This window comes from Blastococcus colisei (genome assembly GCF_006717095.1).
GTDB classification, from domain to species: domain Bacteria; phylum Actinomycetota; class Actinomycetes; order Mycobacteriales; family Geodermatophilaceae; genus Blastococcus_B; species Blastococcus_B colisei.
The window spans coordinates 3,092,071-3,113,873 of record NZ_VFQE01000001.1 but is presented as its reverse complement, the minus strand read 5'-3'; the positions used below and the strand labels follow the sequence as shown (position 1 = coordinate 3,113,873).

Annotated in this window: 17 protein-coding genes; 7 read left to right on the top strand and 10 right to left on the bottom strand. The window is 72.6% G+C overall.

Annotation, left to right across the window (positions count from 1 at the left end):
• Positions 1–154: 154 nt before the first annotated feature.
• Positions 155–1,270 carry a site-specific integrase gene (locus FHU33_RS14760; protein ID WP_425456772.1) on the top strand — a complete coding sequence of 372 codons (1,116 nt, stop codon included), beginning with the start codon at positions 155–157 and terminating at the stop codon, positions 1,268–1,270.
• A gap of 34 nt (positions 1,271–1,304) precedes the next feature.
• Here the strand turns inward: FHU33_RS14760 and glnA are convergent, their stop codons facing one another.
• Positions 1,305–2,738 carry a type I glutamate--ammonia ligase gene (glnA, locus tag FHU33_RS14755; protein ID WP_142026016.1) on the bottom strand — a complete coding sequence of 478 codons (1,434 nt, stop codon included), beginning with the start codon at positions 2,736–2,738 and terminating at the stop codon, positions 1,305–1,307.
• A 160-nt stretch (positions 2,739–2,898) separates the two neighbouring features.
• Between glnA and FHU33_RS14750 the strand changes: the two genes are divergently transcribed.
• Positions 2,899–3,318: an RDD family protein gene (locus FHU33_RS14750; protein ID WP_142026015.1), complete on the top strand. Its 420-nt coding sequence runs from the start codon at positions 2,899–2,901 to the stop codon at positions 3,316–3,318.
• A gap of 136 nt (positions 3,319–3,454) precedes the next feature.
• Here FHU33_RS14750 and FHU33_RS14745 read toward each other — a convergent pair whose 3' ends face one another.
• The 3 genes from FHU33_RS14745 to FHU33_RS14735 all read right to left on the bottom strand — a co-directional run bounded on the left by FHU33_RS14745 (position 3,455) and on the right by FHU33_RS14735 (position 6,528).
• On the bottom strand, positions 3,455–4,288 hold the full coding sequence (locus FHU33_RS14745; protein WP_142026014.1) for a DUF4191 domain-containing protein: 834 nt from the start codon (positions 4,286–4,288) through the stop codon (positions 3,455–3,457).
• A 61-nt stretch (positions 4,289–4,349) separates the two neighbouring features.
• Positions 4,350–5,324: a lipoyl synthase gene (gene lipA / locus FHU33_RS14740; RefSeq protein WP_142026013.1), complete on the bottom strand. Its 975-nt coding sequence runs from the start codon at positions 5,322–5,324 to the stop codon at positions 4,350–4,352.
• 76 nt (positions 5,325–5,400) lie between these two features.
• Positions 5,401–6,528 carry a hypothetical protein gene (locus tag FHU33_RS14735; protein ID WP_142026012.1) on the bottom strand — a complete coding sequence of 376 codons (1,128 nt, stop codon included), beginning with the start codon at positions 6,526–6,528 and terminating at the stop codon, positions 5,401–5,403.
• Between the two features lie 111 nt (positions 6,529–6,639).
• On the opposite strand from FHU33_RS14735, the gene FHU33_RS14730 reads away from it, so the two are divergent.
• Positions 6,640–7,569 (top strand): LLM class F420-dependent oxidoreductase, encoded by a 930-nt coding sequence (locus FHU33_RS14730; RefSeq protein ID WP_142026011.1) that lies wholly within the window; start codon positions 6,640–6,642, stop codon positions 7,567–7,569.
• 242 nt (positions 7,570–7,811) lie between these two features.
• Complete coding sequence (leuS, locus tag FHU33_RS14725; RefSeq protein WP_142026010.1) at positions 7,812–10,706, top strand: leucine--tRNA ligase; 2,895 nt, start codon at positions 7,812–7,814, stop codon at positions 10,704–10,706.
• A 111-nt stretch (positions 10,707–10,817) separates the two neighbouring features.
• Here the strand turns inward: leuS and lipB are convergent, their stop codons facing one another.
• Genes lipB through FHU33_RS14710 form a run of 3 tightly spaced genes read right to left on the bottom strand, consistent with a single transcriptional unit; the run spans position 10,818 to position 13,463 of the window.
• On the bottom strand, positions 10,818–11,456 hold the full coding sequence (lipB, locus tag FHU33_RS14720; protein ID WP_142026009.1) for a lipoyl(octanoyl) transferase LipB: 639 nt from the start codon (positions 11,454–11,456) through the stop codon (positions 10,818–10,820).
• Positions 11,457–11,466: 10 nt separating this feature from the next.
• Positions 11,467–12,213 (bottom strand): Type 1 glutamine amidotransferase-like domain-containing protein, encoded by a 747-nt coding sequence (locus FHU33_RS14715; RefSeq protein ID WP_142026008.1) that lies wholly within the window; start codon positions 12,211–12,213, stop codon positions 11,467–11,469.
• On the bottom strand, positions 12,213–13,463 hold the full coding sequence (locus tag FHU33_RS14710) for an NAD(P)/FAD-dependent oxidoreductase (protein WP_142026007.1): 1,251 nt from the start codon (positions 13,461–13,463) through the stop codon (positions 12,213–12,215). Before FHU33_RS14710 ends, FHU33_RS14715 begins: the two co-directional genes overlap by 1 nt.
• Before the next feature lie 106 nt (positions 13,464–13,569).
• Here FHU33_RS14710 and FHU33_RS14705 point away from each other — a divergent pair, with 106 nt between their 5' ends.
• The gene (locus FHU33_RS14705) at positions 13,570–15,270 is read left to right on the top strand and encodes a protein kinase domain-containing protein (protein ID WP_142026006.1); all 1,701 of its coding nucleotides are present in this window, start codon (positions 13,570–13,572) and stop codon (positions 15,268–15,270) included.
• Between the two features lie 7 nt (positions 15,271–15,277).
• Here FHU33_RS14705 and FHU33_RS14700 read toward each other — a convergent pair whose 3' ends face one another.
• The 3 genes from FHU33_RS14700 to lpdA all read right to left on the bottom strand — a co-directional run bounded on the left by FHU33_RS14700 (position 15,278) and on the right by lpdA (position 19,569).
• Entirely contained in the window at positions 15,278–16,186 is a 909-nt protein-coding gene (locus FHU33_RS14700; protein ID WP_142026005.1) for a TIGR01777 family oxidoreductase, read from the bottom strand.
• Positions 16,187–16,258: 72 nt separating this feature from the next.
• Positions 16,259–18,142, bottom strand: coding sequence for a 2-oxoglutarate dehydrogenase, E2 component, dihydrolipoamide succinyltransferase (gene sucB, locus FHU33_RS14695; RefSeq protein WP_142026004.1), 1,884 nt, complete (start codon positions 18,140–18,142; stop codon positions 16,259–16,261).
• Between the two features lie 47 nt (positions 18,143–18,189).
• Positions 18,190–19,569: a dihydrolipoyl dehydrogenase gene (gene lpdA, locus FHU33_RS14690; RefSeq protein WP_142026003.1), complete on the bottom strand. Its 1,380-nt coding sequence runs from the start codon at positions 19,567–19,569 to the stop codon at positions 18,190–18,192.
• Positions 19,570–19,700: 131 nt separating this feature from the next.
• Here lpdA and FHU33_RS14685 point away from each other — a divergent pair, with 131 nt between their 5' ends.
• Both FHU33_RS14685 and FHU33_RS14680 read left to right on the top strand, forming a co-directional pair.
• The gene (locus tag FHU33_RS14685) at positions 19,701–20,108 is read left to right on the top strand and encodes an oxidoreductase (protein ID WP_246063650.1); all 408 of its coding nucleotides are present in this window, start codon (positions 19,701–19,703) and stop codon (positions 20,106–20,108) included.
• Between the two features lie 131 nt (positions 20,109–20,239).
• Positions 20,240–21,631 (top strand): transposase, encoded by a 1,392-nt coding sequence (locus tag FHU33_RS14680; protein WP_142025713.1) that lies wholly within the window; start codon positions 20,240–20,242, stop codon positions 21,629–21,631.
• Positions 21,632–21,803 lie beyond the last annotated feature (172 nt).

The window sequence follows — 21,803 nt, the reverse complement described above, 5'->3', positions numbered from 1 at the left end:
CGACTGGATCGACGTCCAGCACGGCTACGGGGCGCCGGTCGACTCTGGCAAAGGTGTTGTGTCGGCACCTGAGTGCACCGTTGCTCGGACACCCGCATCCGTCGTCGACGTCCAGCGGCGCCCGCAACAGCAGGAGGATTGAACGATGGCCGTAGTGATCGACCGCTGGCGCAGGATGGACCGCGCCACCGGGAAGCTCGTGCCGACGGCGCGCGACGGCAAGGGACTGCGCTACCTGTCGCACCTCCGGGACCCCTCGGGACGCGAGGTCACCAAAGCGTTCGCGTTGAAGCGGGACGCGCAGCGGTGGCTCGACGAGCAGGCGGCGCAGTTGCTACAGGGGACTTACGTGCATCCCACAGCGGTCAAGACGACGGTGGGGGAGTGGTGCGAGACGTGGCTGTCCGGTTACGCCAGCCGGCGCCCTCGGACCGTCCGGCAAGCGCGGGTGCACATCGCGCAGATCACGACCGCCTTCGGCAACCGTCCCTTGGCTGCGGTGCGTCCGTCGGATGTGAAGTCATGGACGGCCAGGCTCAAGGCTGACGGCCTCGCTGACAGCTACGTCTATGCGCTGCACAACCGGCTGTCGCAGCTGATGAGCGACGCCGTCCATGACGGCATCCTGGCGCGCAATCCCTGCTCGCGGCGCACCACGCCAGGCGCCGGTAAGCCGCGTCCCTATGTGGCCAGCACCGAGCAGGTGTGGGCGCTGCACGATGCCGTCGCCGAGCACTTGCGGCCGGCGATCCTCCTCGGCGCCTTCGTCGGTCTGCGGACGGCCGAGGTCGTCGGCCTGCGGGTGACCGACGTCGACTTCATGCGTTGCATCGTCAGGCCGGTTCAGCAGCGGGACGGCGAGCCGTTGAAGTCCGAGACCAGCCGGACGCCGTTGCCGATCCCGTCCGAGCTCGCGCTCGAGCTGTCCGCCGCGGTGGCACGCTGGGGCGGCGACTACGTCGTCACGGACGGCGCTGGGCGGCAGTCCTCGACGTGGGCCATCGAACGCGCGATACGAGCGACCCGGCCGAAGGTCGACGGGTTACCGGAGGAGTTCCGCTTCCACGACCTCCGGCATTACCTGGCCTCGCTGATGATCGGCAGCGGCCTCGACGTGAAGGTCGTGCAGCACCGGCTCCGGCACGGGAGCGCCAAGACGACGCTCGACACTTACGGCCATCTGTGGCCGGACAGTGACGAGTCCGCACGAGCCGCCGTGGGGGCAGTGCTGGCGGCTCGTGCGGACTGTGTGCGGACTGGCGGTGTCTAGCTACAGAAAACCGCAGGTCAACACCTCGACTCGCTCAGATGTCGTAGTACATCGCGAACTCGTGCGGGTGCGGGCGCAGGCGGATCGGGTCGATCTCGTGCTCCCGCTTGTACTCGATCCACGTCTCGATCAGGTCGGGGGTGAACACCCCGCCGTCGATGAGGTATTCGTGGTCGACCTCGAGCCGGTCGAGGACGGCGTCCAGCGACGCCGGCACCTTCTCGATGCCCAGGGCCTCCTCGGGCGGCAGCTCGTAGAGGTCCTTGTCGACCGGCGCCGGCGGCTCGATCTTGTTCTTCACGCCGTCGAGGCCGGCCATCAGCATCGCCGAGAAGGCGAGATAGGGGTTGGCCGACGGGTCGGGCACGCGGAACTCGATGCGCTTGGCCTTGGGGCTGTCACCCGAGATCGGGATGCGCGTGCAGGCCGAGCGGTTGCGCGCGGAGTAGACCAGGTTGATCGGCGCCTCGTAGCCGGGCACCAGGCGGTGGTAGCTGTTCACCGTCGGGTTGGTGAACGCCAGCAGCGACGGGGCGTGCTTGAGCAGGCCACCGATGTAGTGCCGCGCCATGTCCGAGAGGCCCGCGTAGCCGGTCTCGGCGTGGAAGAGCGGCTCGCCGTCCTTCCAGAGGCTCTGGTGGCAGTGCATGCCGGAGCCGTTGTCGCCGAACAGCGGCTTGGGCATGAAGGTGACGCTCTTGCCCTCGGCCCAGGCGGTGTTCTTGACGACGTACTTGAACAGCATCAGGCTGTCGGCCGACCGCAGCAGCGTGTCGAACTTGTAGTTGATCTCGGCCTGGCCACCGGTGCCGACCTCGTGGTGACCCCGCTCGAGCTCGAGACCCGCGTTGGTCAGGTTGGTCATCATCGTGGCGCGCAGGTCGCTCTGGTGGTCGAAGGGCTCGACCGGGAAGTAGCCGCCCTTGGCGCGGGTCTTGTAGCCCAGGTTCGGGCCGCCGTTCTCACCGGTGTGGGAGCCCGAGTTCCACGAACCCTCGACGGCGTCGATGTGGTAGTAGCCCTCGTTGATGCCGGTGCCGTGGCGGATCGAGTCGAAGATGTAGAACTCCGCCTCGGCGCCGAAGTAGGCGGTGTCGGCGATGCCGCTGCTGGCCAGGTACGCCTCCGCCTTCTTCGCCACGTTGCGCGGGTCGCGGCTGTAGGCCTCGCGCGTGATCGGGTCGTGGATGAAGAAATTGACGTTCAGCGTCTTGTGCCGGCGGAACGGGTCGAGGAAGGCGCTGTTCGCGTCGGGCAGCAGCAGCATGTCCGACTCGTTGATCGCCTGGAAACCGCGGATCGACGAGCCGTCGAAGCCCAGGCCCTCGGAGAACGTGTCCTCGCCGAAGGTCGACGCCGGGATGGTGAAGTGCTGCATGACGCCGGGGAGATCGCAGAAACGGACGTCGACGTACTCGACGTCGTTGTCGCGGATATAGGCGGCGACCTCGTCGGGGCTGGTGAACATCGATCCTCCGGGATTGGCGAACTACCGAACCGCACGGTACGAGCGGGGAGTTGCCCCCCGGTGTCCCGAGTGTTTCGGAGGCGTAACAACGCTCCCGGCGTGTCGCCGGGCGTCTCCGGGTTCTCGGGCGCCGCTCGAACCGGGTCCTACGCTGGCGTGCATGGTCAGTGATGTGCAGCCACCCTCTCAGGACCGCGTCCGCGGCGCCTCTCTGGGGCTGCCCGCGGCGGGGCCGGGTGCGCTGGCGACCTTCGGCAGCCGGGTCGGCGCCTTCTGCATCGACGCACTCGGGTCCGCGCTGGTCGCGGGGCTGTTCACCGCGCCGGACCTGCCGGGCAACTGGGCGCTGGTGGCGTTCGCCGCGATCACCGTCCTCACGCTGATGGCCTTCGGACAGACCCCCGGCATGCGGCTGCTCGGGCTGCGCCTGGCCCATCCCCGGCCGGGGGAGCGGCTGGCCCCGTGGCGCGCCGCCGTCCGCACCGCCCTGCTCTGCCTGCTGGTCCCGGCGCTGGTCGTCGACGCGGACGGCCGCGGGCTGCACGACCGGCTCACCGACACCGCCGTCGTCAAGGACTAGACATGGCGATCCTCCGGATCGCACCGCGGCCAGGAGCCGTCCCCGACCGGCGTTGAGGCCGCTCCTCGCGTCCGCGGCGGGAGCCTCCGGCCCGCGCCGCGTCCACGAAGCCGAGCGAGCTCGGCCGGGACCCCTCTTATCCCCGTCGCCGGACCTGGCGCTGGCTGATCGACATCTGCCGGCCGCCGGGCAGCGGGCCGCCGGGCACCGGCATGCGGCTCCCGCCCAGCGCGCTCATGCGCCGTCCCAGCGCGTTGACCTCGCCGGCGCTGAGGTTGCGGGGCAGCTTCATGACGTGCGTGCTCAGCTTGCGCAGCGGGATCTGCCCCTCCTCGTCGCCGACGACGATGTCGTAGATCGGGGCGTCGCCGACGACGCGGGCGACCTTCTTCTTCTCCTGGGCCAGCAGTCCGCGCACGCGCGCCGGGACGCCCTCGGCCACCAGGATCACCCCGGGCCGGCCCAGGACGCGGTGGACGGCGTCCATCTGCTGGGTGCCGGCGACGCCGGAGGTGACCCGCCAGTCACCGCGCATCCCCTCGAGCACCCAGGCGGCCGCGCCGGGCTGCCCCTCGACCTGGCGGTAGGCCGAACCCTGCGCCCGCCGGCCGAAGACGATGAGGGCCGCCAGGCCACCGGTGACGAGGGCGAGCGGCAGGAAGAGGAACGGCGAGCTCAGCAGGATGCCGATCAGTTCGACGACGGCGGCGACCGCCACGAACCAGATCAGCATGATCCAGGGCAGCTTGGCGTCGTTCTTGCGCGTCAGCGAGTAGGCCTGCTTGATCATGCGGGCCTGACCGGCGAGCTTCTTCAGCCGTTGCTTCTTCGGCTTGCCCTTGCGGTTCAGCTTGACCGGTTCGGCGCCGACGGCTGTGGACCCGGAAGTACGCCCGCGCCCACCGTCCTTCGGACCGCGGCCGGCCTTGCCGCTCGGAGCGGTCGCGTCTGTGGGCTTGCTGCGTGCCATGACCCCAGGATAGGGCCGGTTCCGCCGCTGATCCCGCATGCATCGGCGGGACCGGCCGGAGTCAGCTCCGCGGGGTGAGGCCGCGGGCCTCGACGGCCTGCTGGTAGAGCCGCCCGGCCCGGTACGAGCTGCGCACGAGGGGACCGGCGAGCACGCCCGGGAAGCCGATGCGCTCGGCCTCGGCCTGGAAGCCGACGAACTCGTCGGGCTTCACCCAGCGGACCACCGGGTGGTGCCGCGGCGAGGGGCGCAGGTACTGGGTGATGGTCAGCAGGTCGCACCCGGCGTCGTGCAGGGCCTGCATGGTCTGCGCGACCTCGTGCGGCTCCTCGCCCATGCCGAGGATCAGGTTGGACTTGGTGACCAGGCCCGCCTCGCGGGCCGAGGTGATCACCGCCAGCGAGCGGTCGAAGCGGAAGCCGGGCCGGATGCGCTTGAAGATGCGCGGCACGGTCTCGACGTTGTGCGCGAGCACCTCGGGACGGGAGGAGAACACCTCGGCGAGCTGGTCGGGGTCGGCGTTGAAGTCCGGGATCAGCAGCTCCACGCCGCAGCCGGGGAGCTGGGCGTGGATCTGCCGCACGGTCTCGGCGTAGAGCCAGGCCCCGCCGTCGGGCAGGTCGTCGCGGGCGACGCCGGTGACCGTGGCGTACCGCAGGCCCATCGTGGCCACGCTCTCGGCGACGCGGCGCGGCTCGTCGGCATCGAAGTCAGCGGGCTTGCCGGTGTCGATCTGGCAGAAGTCGCAGCGTCGGGTGCACTGGTCGCCCCCGATGAGGAAGGTGGCCTCGCGGTCTTCCCAGCACTCGTAGATGTTGGGGCAGCCGGCCTCTTCGCAGACGGTGTGCAGGCCCTCGCGGCGGACCAGCGACTTCAGCTCGGTGTACTCCGGTCCGGTCTTGAGCCGGGTCTTGATCCATTCGGGCTTGCGCTCGATCGGCACCTGGCTGTTGCGGACCTCGAGGCGGAGGAGTTTGCGGCCGGCCGGTTCGATCGTCGATCCCGCGGAGGACGTCGGAACAGCCGGCTCACTCATGATCTCCACGGTACCCCCGGACGCACGACGCCCCCGTTGCCCGGAGGCAACGGGGGCGTCGGATGTGACGAGGTGCTCAGACCTGCTTGTCGGCCGGCCCGGCGGTCGGTCCTTCGTCGGCGCCGCCACCGGAGGTGAACGGCTCGGGGGCGTCGGAGCCGTTCACCGTCGCGTCGTCGGGACCGTCGCCGTCGACGAGCTGGGCGTCACGGACTCCCATGTCGGACTCGGCCGGGGCGGAGTCGCTGGTCTGCGAGGCCGTCGAGACGGTCTTGCCGGAGGTGCTGTCGGAGCTGGGCACGGGGTCCTCTCGGTAGCTGGGCACGGGACCGTCGCCGGCGGGGGCGGGGGTCCAGGAGTCGTCCTTCTTGCGGCGCAGCAGGACGAACACCGCCGTACCCGCGGCGAGGAACACGAACACCCACGGCCACCGGCGGGACGCCGGCTCGACGTCGACCTTCCGCCGGACCGTATTCGCGGTCGCGAGCGCCGCCTTCTCGAATTCGCGGTGCTTCTTGCCGGCCTGCTTGCGGGCCTTCTTCGCCGCCCGGCGGGCCTTGCGGTCGGACTCCGCCGCAGCGGCGGCCAGCTCCGCCCGACGGGCGTCCAGCTCGCTGCGGGCGCTGTCCACGCCGGCGGCCAGCGTCTCGCGGGCGCTCTCCAGCGCCGGCGTCACGACTTCCCGAGCGGCAGCCACGCGCGGCGTGGCGTAGGCGAGCGCGGCGAGCTGGGCGGCCTCGAGCCGCGGGACGACGTCGTCGTGCAGCGCCTTCTGCGCCGCCTTCTGGGCCGCCTCCACGCGCGGAGCCAGATCGGCAGCCGCCTTCGCGGCTGCTGCCTGCGCGGCCGCAACCCGCGGAGCTGCGGCCTCCCGGGCCGCCTCCACCCGCGGGCCGAGCGCCTCGCGGGCCACCTCGATGGCCTCACGGGCGGCATCCACCCTCGGGGCGAGCGTGTCGCGGGCGCTCGCGACGGCCGGGGCGGCTGCTGCCACGGCGGCGGCGACCTTGGGTGCCACCTTCAGGGCGGCTGCCGTCTGGGCGGCATCGAGCGCTGGACCGGCTGCTACGCGGGCCGCAGCGACCCGCGGCCCCAGCTGCTCGGCCGCGAGGCGGCCGGCCTCGGTGGCCGCCACCCCGATGTGGGCGAAACCCTCCTGGAGCTCGGCGCCGATGACCTGACCACGCGTCGTTTTGCGGAACACGAGCTGCACCTCCAAGTTGATCGTCTCGCGATCATCCTGCCCGGTCCGGGCGGCGAGCACACCCCGGAGGGCCGGACAGCGGGACCGGCCGGCCGTGGCTAGCGTCGCGGTGTGCTGCTGCGGATCTTCACCGAGCCTCAGATGGGCGCCACGTACGACGACCTGTTGGCCGTCGCCCGGCGCACCGAGGAGACGGGCTTCGACGCCTTCTTCCGGTCCGACCACTACCTGACCATGGGCGGGAACGGGTTGCCCGGGCCCACCGACGCCTGGGTCACCCTCGCCGGGCTCGCCCGGGAGACCAGCCGCATCCGTCTGGGCACCCTGATGACGGCGGGCACCTTCCGGCTGCCGGGGCCGCTGGCGATCTCCGTCGCGCAGGTCGACCAGATGAGCGGCGGGCGCGTGGAGTTCGGTCTCGGGTCGGGCTGGTTCGAGGCCGAGCACACCGCGTACGGGATCCCGTTCCCGTCACTGGGCGAGCGGTTCGACCGGTACGAGGAGCAGCTCGCCGTCGTCACCGGACTCTGGAACACCCCGACGGGGGAGACCTTCGACTTCGAGGGGCAGCACTACCGGCTGTCGGACTCGCCCGCGCTGCCGAAGCCCGTCCAGGAGGGCGGCATCCCCGTCCTCGTCGGTGGCAAGGGCAGGAAGCGGACGCCGCGGCTGGCGGCCCGGTACGCCAGCGAGTTCAACGTGCCGTTCATGCCCGCCGACGACAACGCCCGGCTCTTCGCCGGCGTGCGGGAGGCGTGCGAGCAGGCCGGCCGCGACGCGGCGTCCATGGTGTACAGCTCGGCGCTGGTGCTCTGCGTCGGCAAGGACGAGGCCGAGATCGCCCGCCGTGCCGCCGCCGTCGGGCGCGAGGTGGACGAGCTGCGCCAGCAGGGCGTGGCAGGGACCCCGGCGGAGGCGGTCGACGTCCTCGGGAGGTACGCCGAGGCCGGGGCGGAGCGCGTCTACCTGCAGGTGCTCGACCTGTCCGACCTCGACCACCTCGACCTGGTGGCCAGCGAGGTCCTGCCGCAGCTCGGCTGAGCTGTCACCGCGAGCGTCCCACCCTCCCGGGCGGGTGGGACTGCCGCCCGGATCGCCTCCCGCCCGGCGGGACCAGCCGACGGCGGGTCGCGGTAGGCTCGCGGGGTGACCGGGCGGCTCCTGCTTCACCGGCCGTGCTGACCTGAGACGTTCAGACAGCACGGCAACCCCTCCTGCGTGAGGGGTTTCTTCATGTCTACCGCCGGATTCACATCGCAGCAGAGGACCCGGGAGCACCAGCGATGAGCCAGACCGCCGATCAGCCCAACGTCGAGCAGGCGCCGGGTGACGTCCCGCCGCACCGCTACACCCCGGCGCTGGCCCAGCAGATCGAGCTCGCCTGGCAGGACCGCTGGCAGGGCGAGGGCACGTTCCACACGCCCAACCCGTCCGGCCGGCTGAGCGAGGGCTTCGAGCGGGTAGCCGACCGGCCGAAGTACTTCCTGATGGACATGTTCCCCTATCCCTCGGGCGCAGGGCTCCACGTCGGGCACCCCCTGGGCTACCTGGGCACCGACGTCACCAGCCGGTTCCGCCGGATGGACGGCGACAACGTGCTGCACCCCATGGGCTACGACGCCTTCGGCCTGCCGGCCGAGCAGTACGCCGTCCAGACCGGCCAGCACCCCCGGGTCACCACCGAGGCCAACATCAAGGCCATCAAGGCGCAGCTGCGCCGCCTCGGCGTCGACCACGACGACCGCCGCAGCTTCGCCACGATCGACCCGGGCTACTACAAGTGGACCCAGTGGATCTTCCTGCAGCTGTTCGGCGCCTGGTTCGACGAGACCGCCGGCAGGGCGCGCCCGATCGATGACCTGGTCGCCGAGCTGGACGCGGGGACGCGCGCCCCCGCCTCGGGGACGAACCCGTCGGGGCTGCCCTGGGCGGAGCTGGACGAGGTGTCGCGCCGCAAGGTCGTCGACGCCCACCGGCTGGCCTACCTGCACGAGGCGCCGGTCAACTGGTGCCCCGGCCTGGGCACCGTGCTCTCCAACGAGGAGGTCACCGCCGACGGCCGGTCCGAGCGCGGCAACTTCCCGGTGTTCCGGCGCCCGCTCAAGCAGTGGATGATGCGGATCACCGCCTACGCCGACCGGCTGATCGACGACCTGGACCGGCTGGACTGGTCGGACTCGCTGAAGCTGATGCAGCGCAACTGGATCGGCCGGTCGACCGGCGCCAAGGTCCGCTTCCGCTGCGGAACCGAGTCGGTCGAGGTCTTCACCACCCGCCCCGACACGCTCTTCGGCGCGACCTACATGGTGCTCGCGCCCGAGCATCCGCTGGTCGCCACGCTGACTGCCTCTTCGTGGCCGGACGGCACCGACCGGCGCTGGACCGGGGGTGCGGCGACCCCGGCCGAGGCGGTGGCGGCCTACCAGCGGCAGGCCTCGCGCCGCTCCGAACTGGACCGCCAGGACGCGGGCCGGGAGAAGACCGGCGTCTGGCTGGGCGTCTCCGCCGTCAACCCGGTCAACGGCCGGGAGCTGCCCGTGTTCATCGCCGACTACGTGCTGACCGGCTACGGCACCGGCGCGATCATGGCCGTTCCCGGCGAGGACCAGCGGGACTGGGACTTCGCGAAGGCGTTCGGGCTGGACGTCGTGCCGACCGTCGAGCGCCCCGAGGGCTTCGACGAGGACAGCGGCGCGTACACCGGCCCCGGACCGATGATCAACTCCGCGAACGACGAGATCTCGCTCGACGGGCTGGACCGGGTCACCGCGATCGCCACGATCACCGGCTGGCTGGTGGAGCACGGCCACGGCGAGGCGACCACCACCTACAAGCTGCGCGACTGGCTGTTCAGCCGCCAACGCTACTGGGGCGAGCCGTTCCCGATCGTCTACGACGAGGACGACCTGCCGGTCGCCGTGCCGCAGTCCATGCTGCCGGTGCTGCTGCCCGAGGTCGACGACTACTCGCCGAAGACCTTCGCCGACGACGACGCCGACTCCGCACCCGAGCCGCCGCTGTCGCGCGCCTCGGACTGGACGACGGTCGAGCTGGACCTGGGCGACGGCCCGAGGAAGTACCGCCGCGAGACCAACACGATGCCCAACTGGGCCGGCTCCTGCTGGTACTACCTGCGCTACCTCGATCCCGCCGACGACGAGCGCATGGTCGACCGCGAGCTGGAGGAGTACTGGCTGGGACCGCGCGGACCCGGCGACGTCGGCGGCGTCGACCTCTACGTCGGCGGTGTCGAGCACGCCGTCCTGCACCTGCTGTACGCGCGGTTCTGGCACAAGGTGCTGCACGACCTCGGCCACGTCTCCAGCGAGGAGCCGTTCCGCCGGCTGGTCAACCAGGGATACATCTCGGCCTTCGCCTACACCGACGAGCGCGGTTTCTACGTGCCCGCGGCCGACGTGGTGGAGAAGGACGGCCGGTTCCTCTACGAGGGCAAGCCGGTCACCCGCGAGTACGGGAAGATCGGCAAGAGCCTGAAGAACATGGTCACGCCCGACGAGATGATCGGCGCCTACGGGGCGGACACGTTCCGCGTGTACGAGATGTCGACCGGCCCGCTGGACCAGTCGCGCCCGTGGGAGACCAAGGCCGTCGTCGGCTCGCAGCGGCTGCTCCAGCGCATCTGGCGGGTGGTCGTCGACGAGCAGACCGGCGTCGTCCGGGCCTCCGACGGCGAACCGGGGGAGGAGACGCTGCGGGCGCTGCACCGGACCATCGCCGGCGTGCGCGACGGGTTCGCGACGCTCCGGTTCAACATCGCGATCGCGCGCATCACGGAGCTGACCAATCACCTGACCCAGGCCTACGGGGCATCGTCCCCGGTGCCGCGATCGGTCGTGGAGCCGCTGGTGCTGCTCGTCGCGCCGCTGGCACCGCACATGGCCGACGAGCTGTGGACGCGGCTGGGCCACGACGGGTCGTCGGCCTGGACGCCGTTCCCTCGTGCCGACGAGCGGTGGCTGGTGGAGGACACCGTGCAGGTCGCCGTCCAGGTCAACGGCAAGGTGCGGTCGCAGGTGAGCGTGCCGGCCGACGCCGACGCCGCCGCTCTGGAGGCGGCGGCGCGGGCCGACGACAAGATCGCCGGCTACCTCGACGGTGCGACCGTGCGCCGCGTCGTCGCCGTCCCCGGCCGGCTGGTCAACTTCGTCCTCGGCTGATCACCGTCCCGGTGCCGGTCGTGGTGCGGATGGGCCCCGGGAGGGACGCTGTGCGCGGATGCGCACTCTTGAGCGGGAGGACTGCGCATCCGCGCACACCGCTCCGGCAGGTCAGGCCAGGACGGCGCGCATCGCCTTCTCGACCGGCTCGATGGCCTCGTCGACGGTGACGTCGCGGCCGAGCTCGGCCGTCAGCGACGTGACGCCGGCGTCGGGGATGCCGCACGGCACGATGGCGCCGAAGGCGCCGAGATCAGGGTCGCAGTTCAGCGCGAAGCCGTGCATCGTGACGCCCCGGGCGACGCGGATGCCGATCGCGGCCACCTTCCGCTCGGGACGGAAGCCCACGCCCGGCTGGTCGGCGGGCAGCCAGACGCCGCTGCGGCCCTCCACCCGGTCCGTCTCGAGGCCGAAGCCGGCGCAGACGTCGATGAGCGCGCCCTCGAGCCGGCGCACGTAGGCGACGACGTCGACCGGGTCCGGCAGCGCCACGATCGGGTACCCGACGAGCTGCCCCGGCCCGTGCCAGGTGATCTTGCCGCCGCGGTCGACGTCGACCACCGGGGTGCCGTCGAACGGTCGCTCGTGGGGCTCGGTGCGCCGGCCGGCGGTGTAGACCGGCGGGTGCTCGAGGAGCAGCAGCGTGTCCGGCGCCTCGCCGGCCACCCGCTGGGCGTGCAGTTCCCGCTGCTGGGCCCAGGCCTCCTCGTAGGGAACGGTGCCCGCCCGGATGATCCGCAGCTCGCTCACGGGCACCACCCTAGGCCTCCGCTCGGCCCAGCCGCCTCGGTTCGAGGCGGGTCTCCACCGCGGTGCCGTCCGGTCCGCGTTCGACGCGATAGGCGGCCTTGTCCGGACGGTCGGCGACCGCCTCGACGAGTTCGGTGCCCCGGTAGACCAGCCCGACGCCGTCGTCGGTCGCGTGCCCTCCCGGGAGCGTGCCGTCGGCGACCAGCTGGTGGTAGAGCGGACGCCGCTGCTCCTCCGAGTCGTAGTGCACGCCGTTGGACGTCGGGATCAGGCCCAGCCCGTTCGTCACCGGGCGCAGATCGGGCCCGTAGGAGTCCGTGGTGCCGCCCACGTGCCAGCACAGGGAGCCGGCAGACACCCCGCCGAGCACGACTCCCGCCTCCCACACCTCGCGGAAGATCGCGTCGAGGCCGTGCACCCGCCACACGGCGAGCAGGTTCGCCACGCTGCCGCCGCCGACCCAGACGACGTCCTGGGCGAGGAGGTGGGCGCGCATGTCGGGCACCGTCGGCATGGTGAACAGGCTCAGGTGGCTGACCTGCACGGCGCTCCCGCTGAAGGCGCCGTAGACGCCGGCGATCCGCACCGGGTCGTCGCCGGTGGCGGTGCCGAGGTAGCAGAGCCTCGGCCGCTCGGGCGCCCCGGCGAGCTCTACGGCCAGGTCGAACACCGGCCCCGGCCGCCAGTCGTACGGGCCGCGGCCGCGAGAGGCGAAGCCCATGCTGGTGGCGAGGATCGTCGGCTGCGACGCAGGCATCAGGAGGCACTCCGGTCGTCGGGGGCGGTCGTGGGACGTAGCGCGCGGAGGACGGCGCGTGCTGCGCGGGCTCCGCTGGCCATCGCGCCCTGGATGGACGGGGTGTCGCGGTGGTCGCCGCAGACGTAGATGCCGTCGCCCAGGTCGACCGGGCGCCGCAGCTGCAGCGGCGGGACGGCGGCGGGCTGGGCGCCGGGGACCGTGACGGACGTGAGGTGGTCGAGGTCCGAGGGAGCGACGCCGTGCGCCTCCGCGATCTCGGTGCGGACCTCGTCCTCCCTGGTCGTCACCAGGCTGGAGCTGGCCACCAGCGCGCGTCCGTCGGGGCTGTAGCGCGGCTGGGCGTCGGACAGGACCACGCTGTTGACCAGCCGGCCGGCCGGTTGTCCGAGGACGATCAGGGGCTCCCGCCACGGTGACTCCGGCAGCACGTGGAAATGGGTCGTGACCTGCCGGGGTGCCGACGCCTCGACGGCCGGCAGCAACCGCGCCGCGGTGCCCGGATCGGTGGCGACGACGACCGCGCCGGCCGTCCAGGTGCCGGCGTCCGTGACGACCGAGCCGCGGGAGACGGCGCGCACGGCGGTCCGCAGGTGGAGGCGTTCGGGGTCCAGCCGGCCGGCGAGCTGCTCACCGACGGCCTGCATGCCCGCGGCGGGGAGGCCGATGGAGCCTCGCACGAAACTGCGCCACAGCAGGTCGAGGTAGCGGCTGGACGTGGCGAGCTCGTCCTCGAGGAGCACCCCGGCGAGGAAGGGCCGGAAGAACCGCTCCAGGGCGACGTCGCCCGCGCCCGCCGATCGAAGTGCCTGCTCCGCGGTCCGCTCGGGGGACGCGAGGAGCCGGTCCACGGGGGCGTACCCGGAACGCAGGGAGAAGGCGGCGAGCGCGGCCTTGTCCCGCAGTGAGCCGATCGGGGCCGTCGCCGTTCCGACGACGTCACCCGGGGCCTGCCGTGGGTCGACCACCCGGTGGGCGCGGCCGTCCACGCGGACGACTGCACCACGCCGGAACCAGCCCAGCCGCAGGGCGTCGAGGTCCAGGTCGGCCGCGCGCGGATAGCCCGTGTTGAGCACCTGGAAGCCCCGGTCGACGACGAACCCGTCGATGCGCTCGGTGGCCAACCGCCCGCCGACGTGGGTGCCTGCCTCGAGCACCTGCACGTCCACGTCGGCAGCCGCCAGCCGGGTGGCGGCCGACAGGCCGGCCAGCCCGGCCCCCACCACCACGACCTCGGCCCGCGACGACATCGTCCGACGGTAGCCGGGGACGGGAGAGGGCGACCGGACGGACCCTGCGCGTCCCGCCTGTGGACAACCGCAGCTGCCCGCACCGGTGGGCCCTACCGTCCCGGGCATGCCTGCCGCAGTTCCGCCCGCGGATGCCGGTGCTCTCCGGCCGCCCGTGGTTCCCGGCTACACGCTGGAGACGCTGCTCGGTCGAGGTGGTTCGGGAGAGGTCTGGCGCGCGGCGCCGCGGCGCGGTGGCGAACCGGTCGCCGTCAAGGTGCTCGTAGCGGGGGATCCGGAGCGGCAGGCACGGGAGGCGGCCCTGCTCGGTGGGCTCGACCACCCCCATCTGGTGCGGCTGATCGAGGTGGTCCACCAGCCGCAGCGCGGCGGGGCCACCCGCGTCGCCCTCGTCCTGGAACTGCTGGCCGGTGGCAGCCTGGCGGCGTTGCTGGCGCGGCGGGGGCGCCTCCGTCCGGGGGAGGTGGTGACGGCGATCGCCCCCGTCGCCGCTGCTCTGGCGCACGCCCACGGCAACGGGGTGGTCCACGGCGACCTCTCCCCGGGCAACATCGTCTTCACCGCCGAGGGCCGCCCGGTCCTGACCGACCTGGGCGTGGGACGGGTGCTGGGGGAGGCCGCGGCCGCGGAGGTCACGCCGCCCTACGTCGACCCCACCGTCGCTCGGGGCGGCGCACCTGGACCGGCATCCGACGTCTTCGGCATCGCCGCGGCGGCGTTCCACGCCCTGACCGGCATCGCCCCCTGGAACGCCGCGACGCCGGCCGACACCCTCGCCGTGGCGGCCGTAGGGCTGCTTCCCGACCTCGCGGAACTGGCGCCCGATGCGCCGCCCGAACTCGTTGCCGTCATCAACCGGGGCCTGGCCGACGACCCGCACGACCGCGGGTCGGCTGCGGCGTTCGCCCTGGACCTGCGGCACGCCTGCCGTCCCGAGCCGGTCCGGCTGCCCGTCGACGGCGTTCCCGATGCGGACCTGGGCCGCACCGGTCGTGGGCCGCGGACGGAACTGACCCATCAGGTGGCCGGCCGCCGGCCCCGGCCCGCGCCGGTGATCGCCGAGGCGCCCGGGCGGTGGGCACGCTGGCGCCGGACGTCAGCGGATCGGACCGCCCGGCGCGCCGGTGCTCCCGCCGTCCGCCGGGTGGCACTCGGGGCGCTGGCGGTGCTGCTCGTGGGCGCCGGCGCGCTGGGCGTGTACCGGCTGACGGACACCGTGCCCACCGGTGACAGCTCGGCGGAGACCGTCGTCGCCGCCGTGGTCGCCGACCTGCCCGGGCGCGGGAGAGCGCCCACACCTGACGGGGAGGGCGGTGCGGCGGGCCCAGGCAGATCCCGTGCACCCGACGTGGGCGCGGTGGCACCCCGCCCCGAAGCCGCGCAGGCGCCGGCCCCTGCCGGGGTGCCGGACTCGGTCCAGGGCTGGCGGGCGGTGGTCGCCGAGCTCTACGCGCACCGGGCGGCGGCATTCGCCTCCGGATCGGTCGAGCGGCTGGCCGACGTCTACACGGAGGGAAGCGGCGTGCGCACCGCCGACGAGGAACACGTCCGGGCGCTGTCGGCCGCCGGTGAGGTGCTGCGCGGGTTCGCTCCCAGGGTGGTCGCGGTGACCGCCGCCGGAACCCCGGGTGACCGGGTGGCGCTCGACCTGGTCGACCGGTGGGCCGACTACGCAGTGGTTCCGGCCGGGGCTCCGGACGGGCCGGCCGTGCGGACTGTGCCCGGCCGCGCCGAGGCGACGGTGCGGATGGTCCTGGTGCGCACCACCGACGGGTGGCGGATCGAGAGCGCGCGCCGGCTGTCCTGAGGGCAGGTCAGTCCCGGCCGACGGCCGTGCGGAGCGCACCCTCCAGCGAGGTCTCGGCGAACGTGTAGCCGGACTGTTGCAACCGCGTGGGCAGGGCCCGCTGCCCGCCCACCACTCCGTTGCGGGCGAAGTCACGCAGCGCGACCGTGAGCAGCACACCGGGAACGGGCAGGACGGCGGGGCGGTGCAGCACGCGCGCGAAGGTCGTGGCGAACTCGGCGTTGGTCGCCGGGCTCGGTGCGGTCAGGTTCACCGGCCCGGACACGTCGGCGGCGAGCAGATGCCGGATGGCGCCGATCTGGTCGGCCAGTGCGATCCACGGCCAGTACTGGCGCCCGGATCCGATGCGCCCCCCCAGCCCCAGCCGGAAGACCAGGCCGAGCACCCGTACCAGCGGCGCCCCCGGGGCGAGGACGAGACCGGTGCGCAGGCACACCACTCGCACACCGGCCTCCTGCGCCGGTGCGGTGGCGGCCTCCCACTCGACGGCCATGCGCGCGATGAAGTCGTCGCCCGGCGGGTCGTCCTCGGTGACCAGCCGGTCAGCGGTGTCCCCGTAGAAGCCCGCTCCGGAGCCGGAGAGCAGCGCCCGGGGACGCCCGGGATCGTCGGCCGCGACGGCGGCGAGGGCCTCGCTGATCGTGGCCGTGCTGTCGACCCGGCTGGTGAGCAGCCGCTGCTCGTAGGCGCGCGTCCACGGACGAGGCGTGATGGAGGCCCCGGCGAGGTTCACCACGGCGTCGACGTCGGCCAGCACCGCGGGGTCGATGCGGCGGTGCTCCGGATCCCAGCGGTGTTCGTCGGCCGTCCGCGGGGTGCGCCGCACGAGCCGGATGATCTCGTGACCGTCGGCCCGCAGCGCCGGGACCAGCGCGCTGCCGATGTTTCCTGACGCGCCCGTGACCGCGACCTTCAGGACCCCTCCTCCGACAGCTGGTGACGGCGACCCCTGCCCCCGCCGCGAGCGGTGGGGGCAGGGGGAACCCGCTCAGGCGAGCCCGAGCTCGCCCTGGAACTGGCCGGCCTCGAGCCGTTCCCGGACGGTCGTGAGGAACCGGGCCGCGTCCGCGCCGTCGACGATGCGGTGGTCGTAGGTCAGGGCCAGGTAGACCATCGACCGGACGGCGATGACCTCGCCGAGCTCCGGATCGTTGACGACCACCGGACGCTTGACCACCGAGCCGACGCCGAGGATGGCCACCTGCGGCTGGTTGATGATCGGGGTGTCGAAGAGCGCGCCCCGGCTGCCGGTGTTGGTCAGCGTGAACGTCCCGCCACCCAGCTCGTCAGGGGTCACCTTGTTGGAGCGGGTGCGCTCGGCCAGGTCCGCGATCTTGCGGGCGATGCCGCCCAGGCTCAGGTCGCCGGCGTCGTGGATGACCGGCACCAGCAGCCCGCGCTCGGTGTCCACCGCGACGCCGAGGTTCTCGGCGTCGTGGTAGGTGACGGTGCCCGCCTCCTGGTCGATCGAGGAGTTCACCGACGGGTGCGCCTTGAGCGCCTCGACCGCCGCCTTGGCGAAGAAGGGCAGGAACGAGAGCTTGACGCCCTCGCGCGACTCGAAGTCCTTCTTCGACTGCTGGCGCAGGTTCGCGATGCGGGTGACGTCGGCCTCGACCACGGTCGTCAGCTGGGCACTGACCTGCAGCGACTCCACCATCCGGCGGGCGATGACCGTGCGCAGCCGCGACATCTTCTCGGTACGGCCCCGCACCGAGGTGTCCGGCGTGGCCGCCGGCGACGGCGTCCTCGGAGCGCCTGCGCCTGCGCCTGCGGCGGCTGGAGCGGCCGCGGGAGCGGCGGACTTCTCCGCCGCGGCGAGCACGTCCTGCTTCCGGATCCGTCCGCCGACACCGCTGCCGGACACGCTGGCGAGGTCCACGCCCTTCTCCGCGGCCAGCCGCCGCACCAGCGGCGTCACGTAGGCGCCGGAACCGTCGCCGCCGGACGACTGCTGCGCGGCGGGCGCCTGCGGCGCCACCTGGGGCGGCGGCGCGGACGTCGGCGACTGCGCGGGCTGCGCGCCACTGGCGCCGTAGTCGCCACCGGGCTGGGCGGTCGCGGCAGCAGCGGGCTTGGCCTCCGGCGCGGCCTGAGGCTTCTCCTCAGCCGTCTCCTGCTTCGGGGCTTCCTGCTGGGGAGCCTCCTGGGCAGGCGCGGGAGCCGAGCCGCCGCCGGCGGTCCCGCTGCCGATCACGGCGAGCTGCGCGCCGACGTCGACGGTCTCGTCCTCGTTGACCGTGATCTCCAGCAGCGTGCCGCTGACCGGCGAGGGGATCTCGGTGTCCACCTTGTCGGTGGAGACCTCGAGCAGCGGCTCGTCCGCGGTCACCTCGTCGCCGACGGACTTCAGCCACCGGGTGACCGTGCCCTCGGTGACGCTCTCGCCCAGCGCGGGCATGGTCACCGGGGTGCCTTCGCCACCGCCGCCACCGCCGTCACCGCCGCCGGAACCGCTGTCGGCCGCCGCGGGCGCCGGCTCCTCCTGCGGGGCGGGCTCCTCCTGCGGGGCAGGCTGCTCCTCCTGCTGCGGCTCCGCGCCCGCGTCCTCGACCTGCTGGTCGGGGGTCTGCGGGGTCTCGGCGTCCTCGGCCGAACCCTGGCCGGACGCCTGCCCGCCGCCACCGCTGTCGCCGTTTCCACCGATGACGGCCAGCTCCGCGCCGACCTCGACGGTCTCGTCCTCGGCGACCACGATCTTGGTCAGCACCCCGGCGGCCGGGGAGGGGATCTCGGTGTCGACCTTGTCGGTCGACACCTCGAGGAGGGGCTCGTCGACCTCGACCTGCTCACCTTCCTGCTTGAGCCAGCGGGTGACCGTGCCCTCGGTGACGCTCTCGCCCAGGGCGGGCATGGTGACGGACGTCGGCATCGGGGCAGTGCTCCTTCTGGCGTGGGGGGAGGGGACGAGCGGACGAATCAGCCGTGCACGTGCAGGGGCTTGCCGGCGAGGGCGAGGTGGGCCTCACCCAGCGCCTCGCTCTGCGTCGGGTGGGGGTGGATGAGGCTGGCGACGTCGTCGGCCTCGGCTTCCCAGTTGTAGATCAACTGCGCCTCGGCGATGAGCTCGCCGACCCGGCTGCCGACCATGTGGATGCCGACGACCGGACCGTCCTCGGCCTGGATCAGCTTGACCGCGCCCGTCGTCTTCAGGATCTGGCTGCGGCCGTTGCCGGCGAGGTCGTAGGTCAGCGTCTTGACGTCGCCGTACTTCTCCTTGGCCTGGGCCTCGGTCAGCCCGACGGAGGCGACCTCGGGGTCGGAGTAGGTGATGCGCGGAACCCCGGCGTAGTCGATCGGGGCGGGCGTGAGCCCGGCGATGCGCTCGGCGACGAGGATGCCCTCGCCGAAGCCGACGTGGGCCAGCTGGAGGGTGGGGATGAGGTCGCCGACGGCGGAGATCGTCGGGACGCTGGTCCGGCAGTACTCGTCGACGAGGACGTATCCGCGGTCCATCTGCACGCCCGCCTCCTCGTAGCCGAGGCCCTGGCTGACCGGGCCGCGGCCGACGGCGACGAGCAGCAGCTCCGCCTCGATCTCCTTGCCGTTCTCGAGCGAGACCTTGACGCCGTTGTCGGTGTCCTGCACGCCGGAGAAGCGGCTGCCCAGCTCGAAGGCGATCTTGCGACGGCGGAACGCGCGCTCGAGCAGCTTGGAGGCGGACTCGTCCTCCAGCGGTACCAGGTGGGGCAGTGCCTCGACGATCGTGACGTCGACGCCGAAGGACTTCCAGGCGCTCGCGAACTCGCATCCGATGACGCCGCCACCGAGGATGATCGCCGACGCCGGGACCCGGTCGAGGTTGAGGGCGTGGTCGCTGGTGATGATCTTCTTGCCGTCGATCTCCAGACCGGGCAGCGATCGGGCGTACGACCCGGTCGCCAGCAGGATGTGCTTGCCCTCGTAGGTCTGGCCGTTCACCTCGACCGTCGTCGGCGAGGTCAGCCGGCCCTCGCCCTCGACGTAGGTGATCTTGCGCGCCTTCACCAGGCCCTGCAGACCCTTGTAGAGCTTGGAGACGACGCCGTCCTTGTAGGCGTTGACCCCGTCCATGTCGATGCCGGCCAGCGACGTCTTCACGCCGAACTGCTCGCCCTCGCGCGCGAGGTCGGCGACCTCGCCGGCGTGCAGCAGCGCCTTGGTCGGGATGCAGCCGCGGTGCAGGCAGGTGCCGCCGACCTTGTCCTTCTCGATCAGGACGACGTTCAGGCCCAGCTCGGTCGCGCGGAAGGCCGCGGCGTAGCCACCGGAGCCACCACCGAGGATGACCAGGTCGGCGGGGGAGGTGGGTGAGCTCACGAGTTCTCCTCGATGCAGTGGTCGGCGTCCCGCTCGTGCGGGCGGGGGCTTGGTGCTCATCCTGCCACTCCGGGAACGACCTGGCCCGGGGCGCCGTTGCCCTTCCCGAGCGTGCCGATGATCACCGAGCCGTGATCGCCGAGCCGCCGAGCAAGGTGACCGACGACGGGAGAGGCGCGATGGGGCTGTTCGACCGGTTGCGCGGCAGGGGGCGCGGTCGTCCGGGGCGTACGCGGGACGACGGGCGGCGGGGCACCCTGGACCGCGGCTCCCAGCGGGTGGACCTGACCCACCTCGAGCAGTTCGTGGCCAGCCGTCGCGGGGTCGAGGGGTACGTCGAGCCGCGGACAGCGGTGACCGAGACGACGATCGTGCTGGTCGCCGCCGATGGGGAGTGGACCCGCCGGCGCATCGACGGCCCGGGCGTGGCCCGCAGGCTCTCCCGCGACCTGGCCATCCCCGTCTACGACGCCCAGGTGACCGGCTATCCCCAGCGCATGCGCGACTGGAGCGCCCGCCAGAAGCAGAACCGCCTGTAGGCGACGTCGTCCTGCCTCACCGTTCAGGGGCCTCCCTCACCGTCGACAGTGAGGGAGGACCACCGATGATCGAGCCTGTCGCACAAAGCGCGCCTGATTGATGATCATCCTGGGCGGCGGGAGACTGGGGTATGCCGCAGAACTTCATCCGCGGGGATGTCGATCAGGGGTTCCTGCTGCCGCCGGATGTGCGGGATTGGCTGCCCGACGGGGAGCTGGCCTGGACGGTCAAGGATGCGGTGGACTCGTTCGACCTGTCGGGGTTCAAGCGCTCGTATCGGGCCAACGGGCAGGGCGCGGCGGCGTTCGACCCGGCGCTGATGGTGGCGGTGCTGCTGTACGCGCACGCGGTCGGGGTGCGCTCGTCGCGGGCGATCGAGCGGCACTGTGTCCGCGATGTGGCGTTCCGGGTGCTGGCCGGCAATCGGGTGCCCGATCACGCCACGATCGCCCGGTTCGTCACGCGTCACCGCCAGCCGCTGCAGGAGCTGTTCGCGCAGGTGCTGCGGGTGTGTCACGAGGCCGGGATGGTGCGGCTGGGCGTGATCGCGGTGGACGGGACGAAGATCGCCGCGAACGCCTCCTGGTCGAAGAACCACACCTCGGCGTCGCTGGCCCACCAGGTCGCCGAGGAGCAGGCCCGCTACGACCAGCTGGCCGCCGAGCTGCTCGACGAACAGACGCGCATCGACGCGGCCGAGGACGCCGAACACGGCGACGACCGCGGGGATGAGCTGCCACCGCCGCTGCGCCGGCGGGCCGAGCGGTTGGCTCGACTGAAGGAGGCCAAGCAGCGCCTGGACGACGAGCAGGCCGCGGCCGTGGCCGAGCAGGAGGTGAGGAAGGCCGAGTGGCAGCGCCGCAAGGACGCCGGCACCCGCCGCGGCGCCCAACCGGGCGAGCATCCACCGGGCCGCAATCCGGACAAGGACAAGCCGCCGCGGGCCAACGCCACCGATCCGGACTCGCGGACGATGCGGGGCGGGCGGGGGCTGGTGCAGGGCTACAACGCCCAGGCCGCGGTCACCGAAGACCAGCTCATCGTCGGCCAGACGCTGACCCAGGCGGCCACCGACGCCCATCAGCTGTTTCCCGTCCTCGATGACGCCGCCGAGCAGCTGAACCAGGCCGGCATCGAGGAGACGCCCGACACCTGGGTCGCCGACGCCGGCTACGCCAACGAGGAGACCTTCACCGAGGCCGAGACCCGCGGCCTGCGCCTGCTGGCCCCGATGATCAGCGACGAACGCCGCGCCGCCGGCGAGGACCCCGCCGGGGACAAACCGCTGACCTCCCGCCCGGCCACCGCCCGCGCCCAGGACAGGCTGCGCACCCCCGAAGGCACGGAGAAATACGCCCTCCGAGGACGCACGGTCGAACCGGTCTTCGGCCAGATCAAAGACCGGCAGGGACTACGCCAGCTCCTCCGCCGCGGCCTGCAGAACGCCAAGACCGAGTGGTCGCTGGCCTGCACCGTGCACAACCTGCGCAAGATCCACGCCCACCGGCTGGCCACCGCCTGATCCGGGGGCGGCCGGCACCGCCGACAGCGCTGACCGGGCCACTATCCCCGCTCCCGACCACCATCAACCGGCGCCCGCCCCCCGACTCACAGCGCAACATCACCCAGCGATGCACCGCGGCGGCTCATCCGCCACCGTTCGCGCGACAGGCTCGATCAGGGAACCTGATCAT

Bases quoted from the DNA above. Each gene is read 5' to 3' on its own strand.
- glnA (WP_142026016.1), bottom strand. From the start codon at position 2,738: ATGTTCACCAGCCCCGACGAGGTCGCCGCCTATATCCGCGACAACGAC.
- FHU33_RS14750 (WP_142026015.1), top strand. From the start codon at position 2,899: ATGGTCAGTGATGTGCAGCCACCCTCTCAGGACCGCGTCCGCGGCGCC.
- FHU33_RS14745 (WP_142026014.1), bottom strand. From the start codon at position 4,288: ATGGCACGCAGCAAGCCCACAGACGCGACCGCTCCGAGCGGCAAGGCC.
- lipA (WP_142026013.1), bottom strand. From the start codon at position 5,324: ATGAGTGAGCCGGCTGTTCCGACGTCCTCCGCGGGATCGACGATCGAA.
- leuS (WP_142026010.1), top strand. From the start codon at position 7,812: ATGAGCCAGACCGCCGATCAGCCCAACGTCGAGCAGGCGCCGGGTGAC.
- FHU33_RS14715 (WP_142026008.1), bottom strand. From the start codon at position 12,213: ATGCCTGCGTCGCAGCCGACGATCCTCGCCACCAGCATGGGCTTCGCC.
- FHU33_RS14710 (WP_142026007.1), bottom strand. From the start codon at position 13,463: ATGTCGTCGCGGGCCGAGGTCGTGGTGGTGGGGGCCGGGCTGGCCGGC.
- FHU33_RS14705 (WP_142026006.1), top strand. From the start codon at position 13,570: ATGCCTGCCGCAGTTCCGCCCGCGGATGCCGGTGCTCTCCGGCCGCCC.
- sucB (WP_142026004.1), bottom strand. From the start codon at position 18,142: ATGCCGACGTCCGTCACCATGCCCGCCCTGGGCGAGAGCGTCACCGAG.
- FHU33_RS14680 (WP_142025713.1), top strand. From the start codon at position 20,240: ATGCCGCAGAACTTCATCCGCGGGGATGTCGATCAGGGGTTCCTGCTG.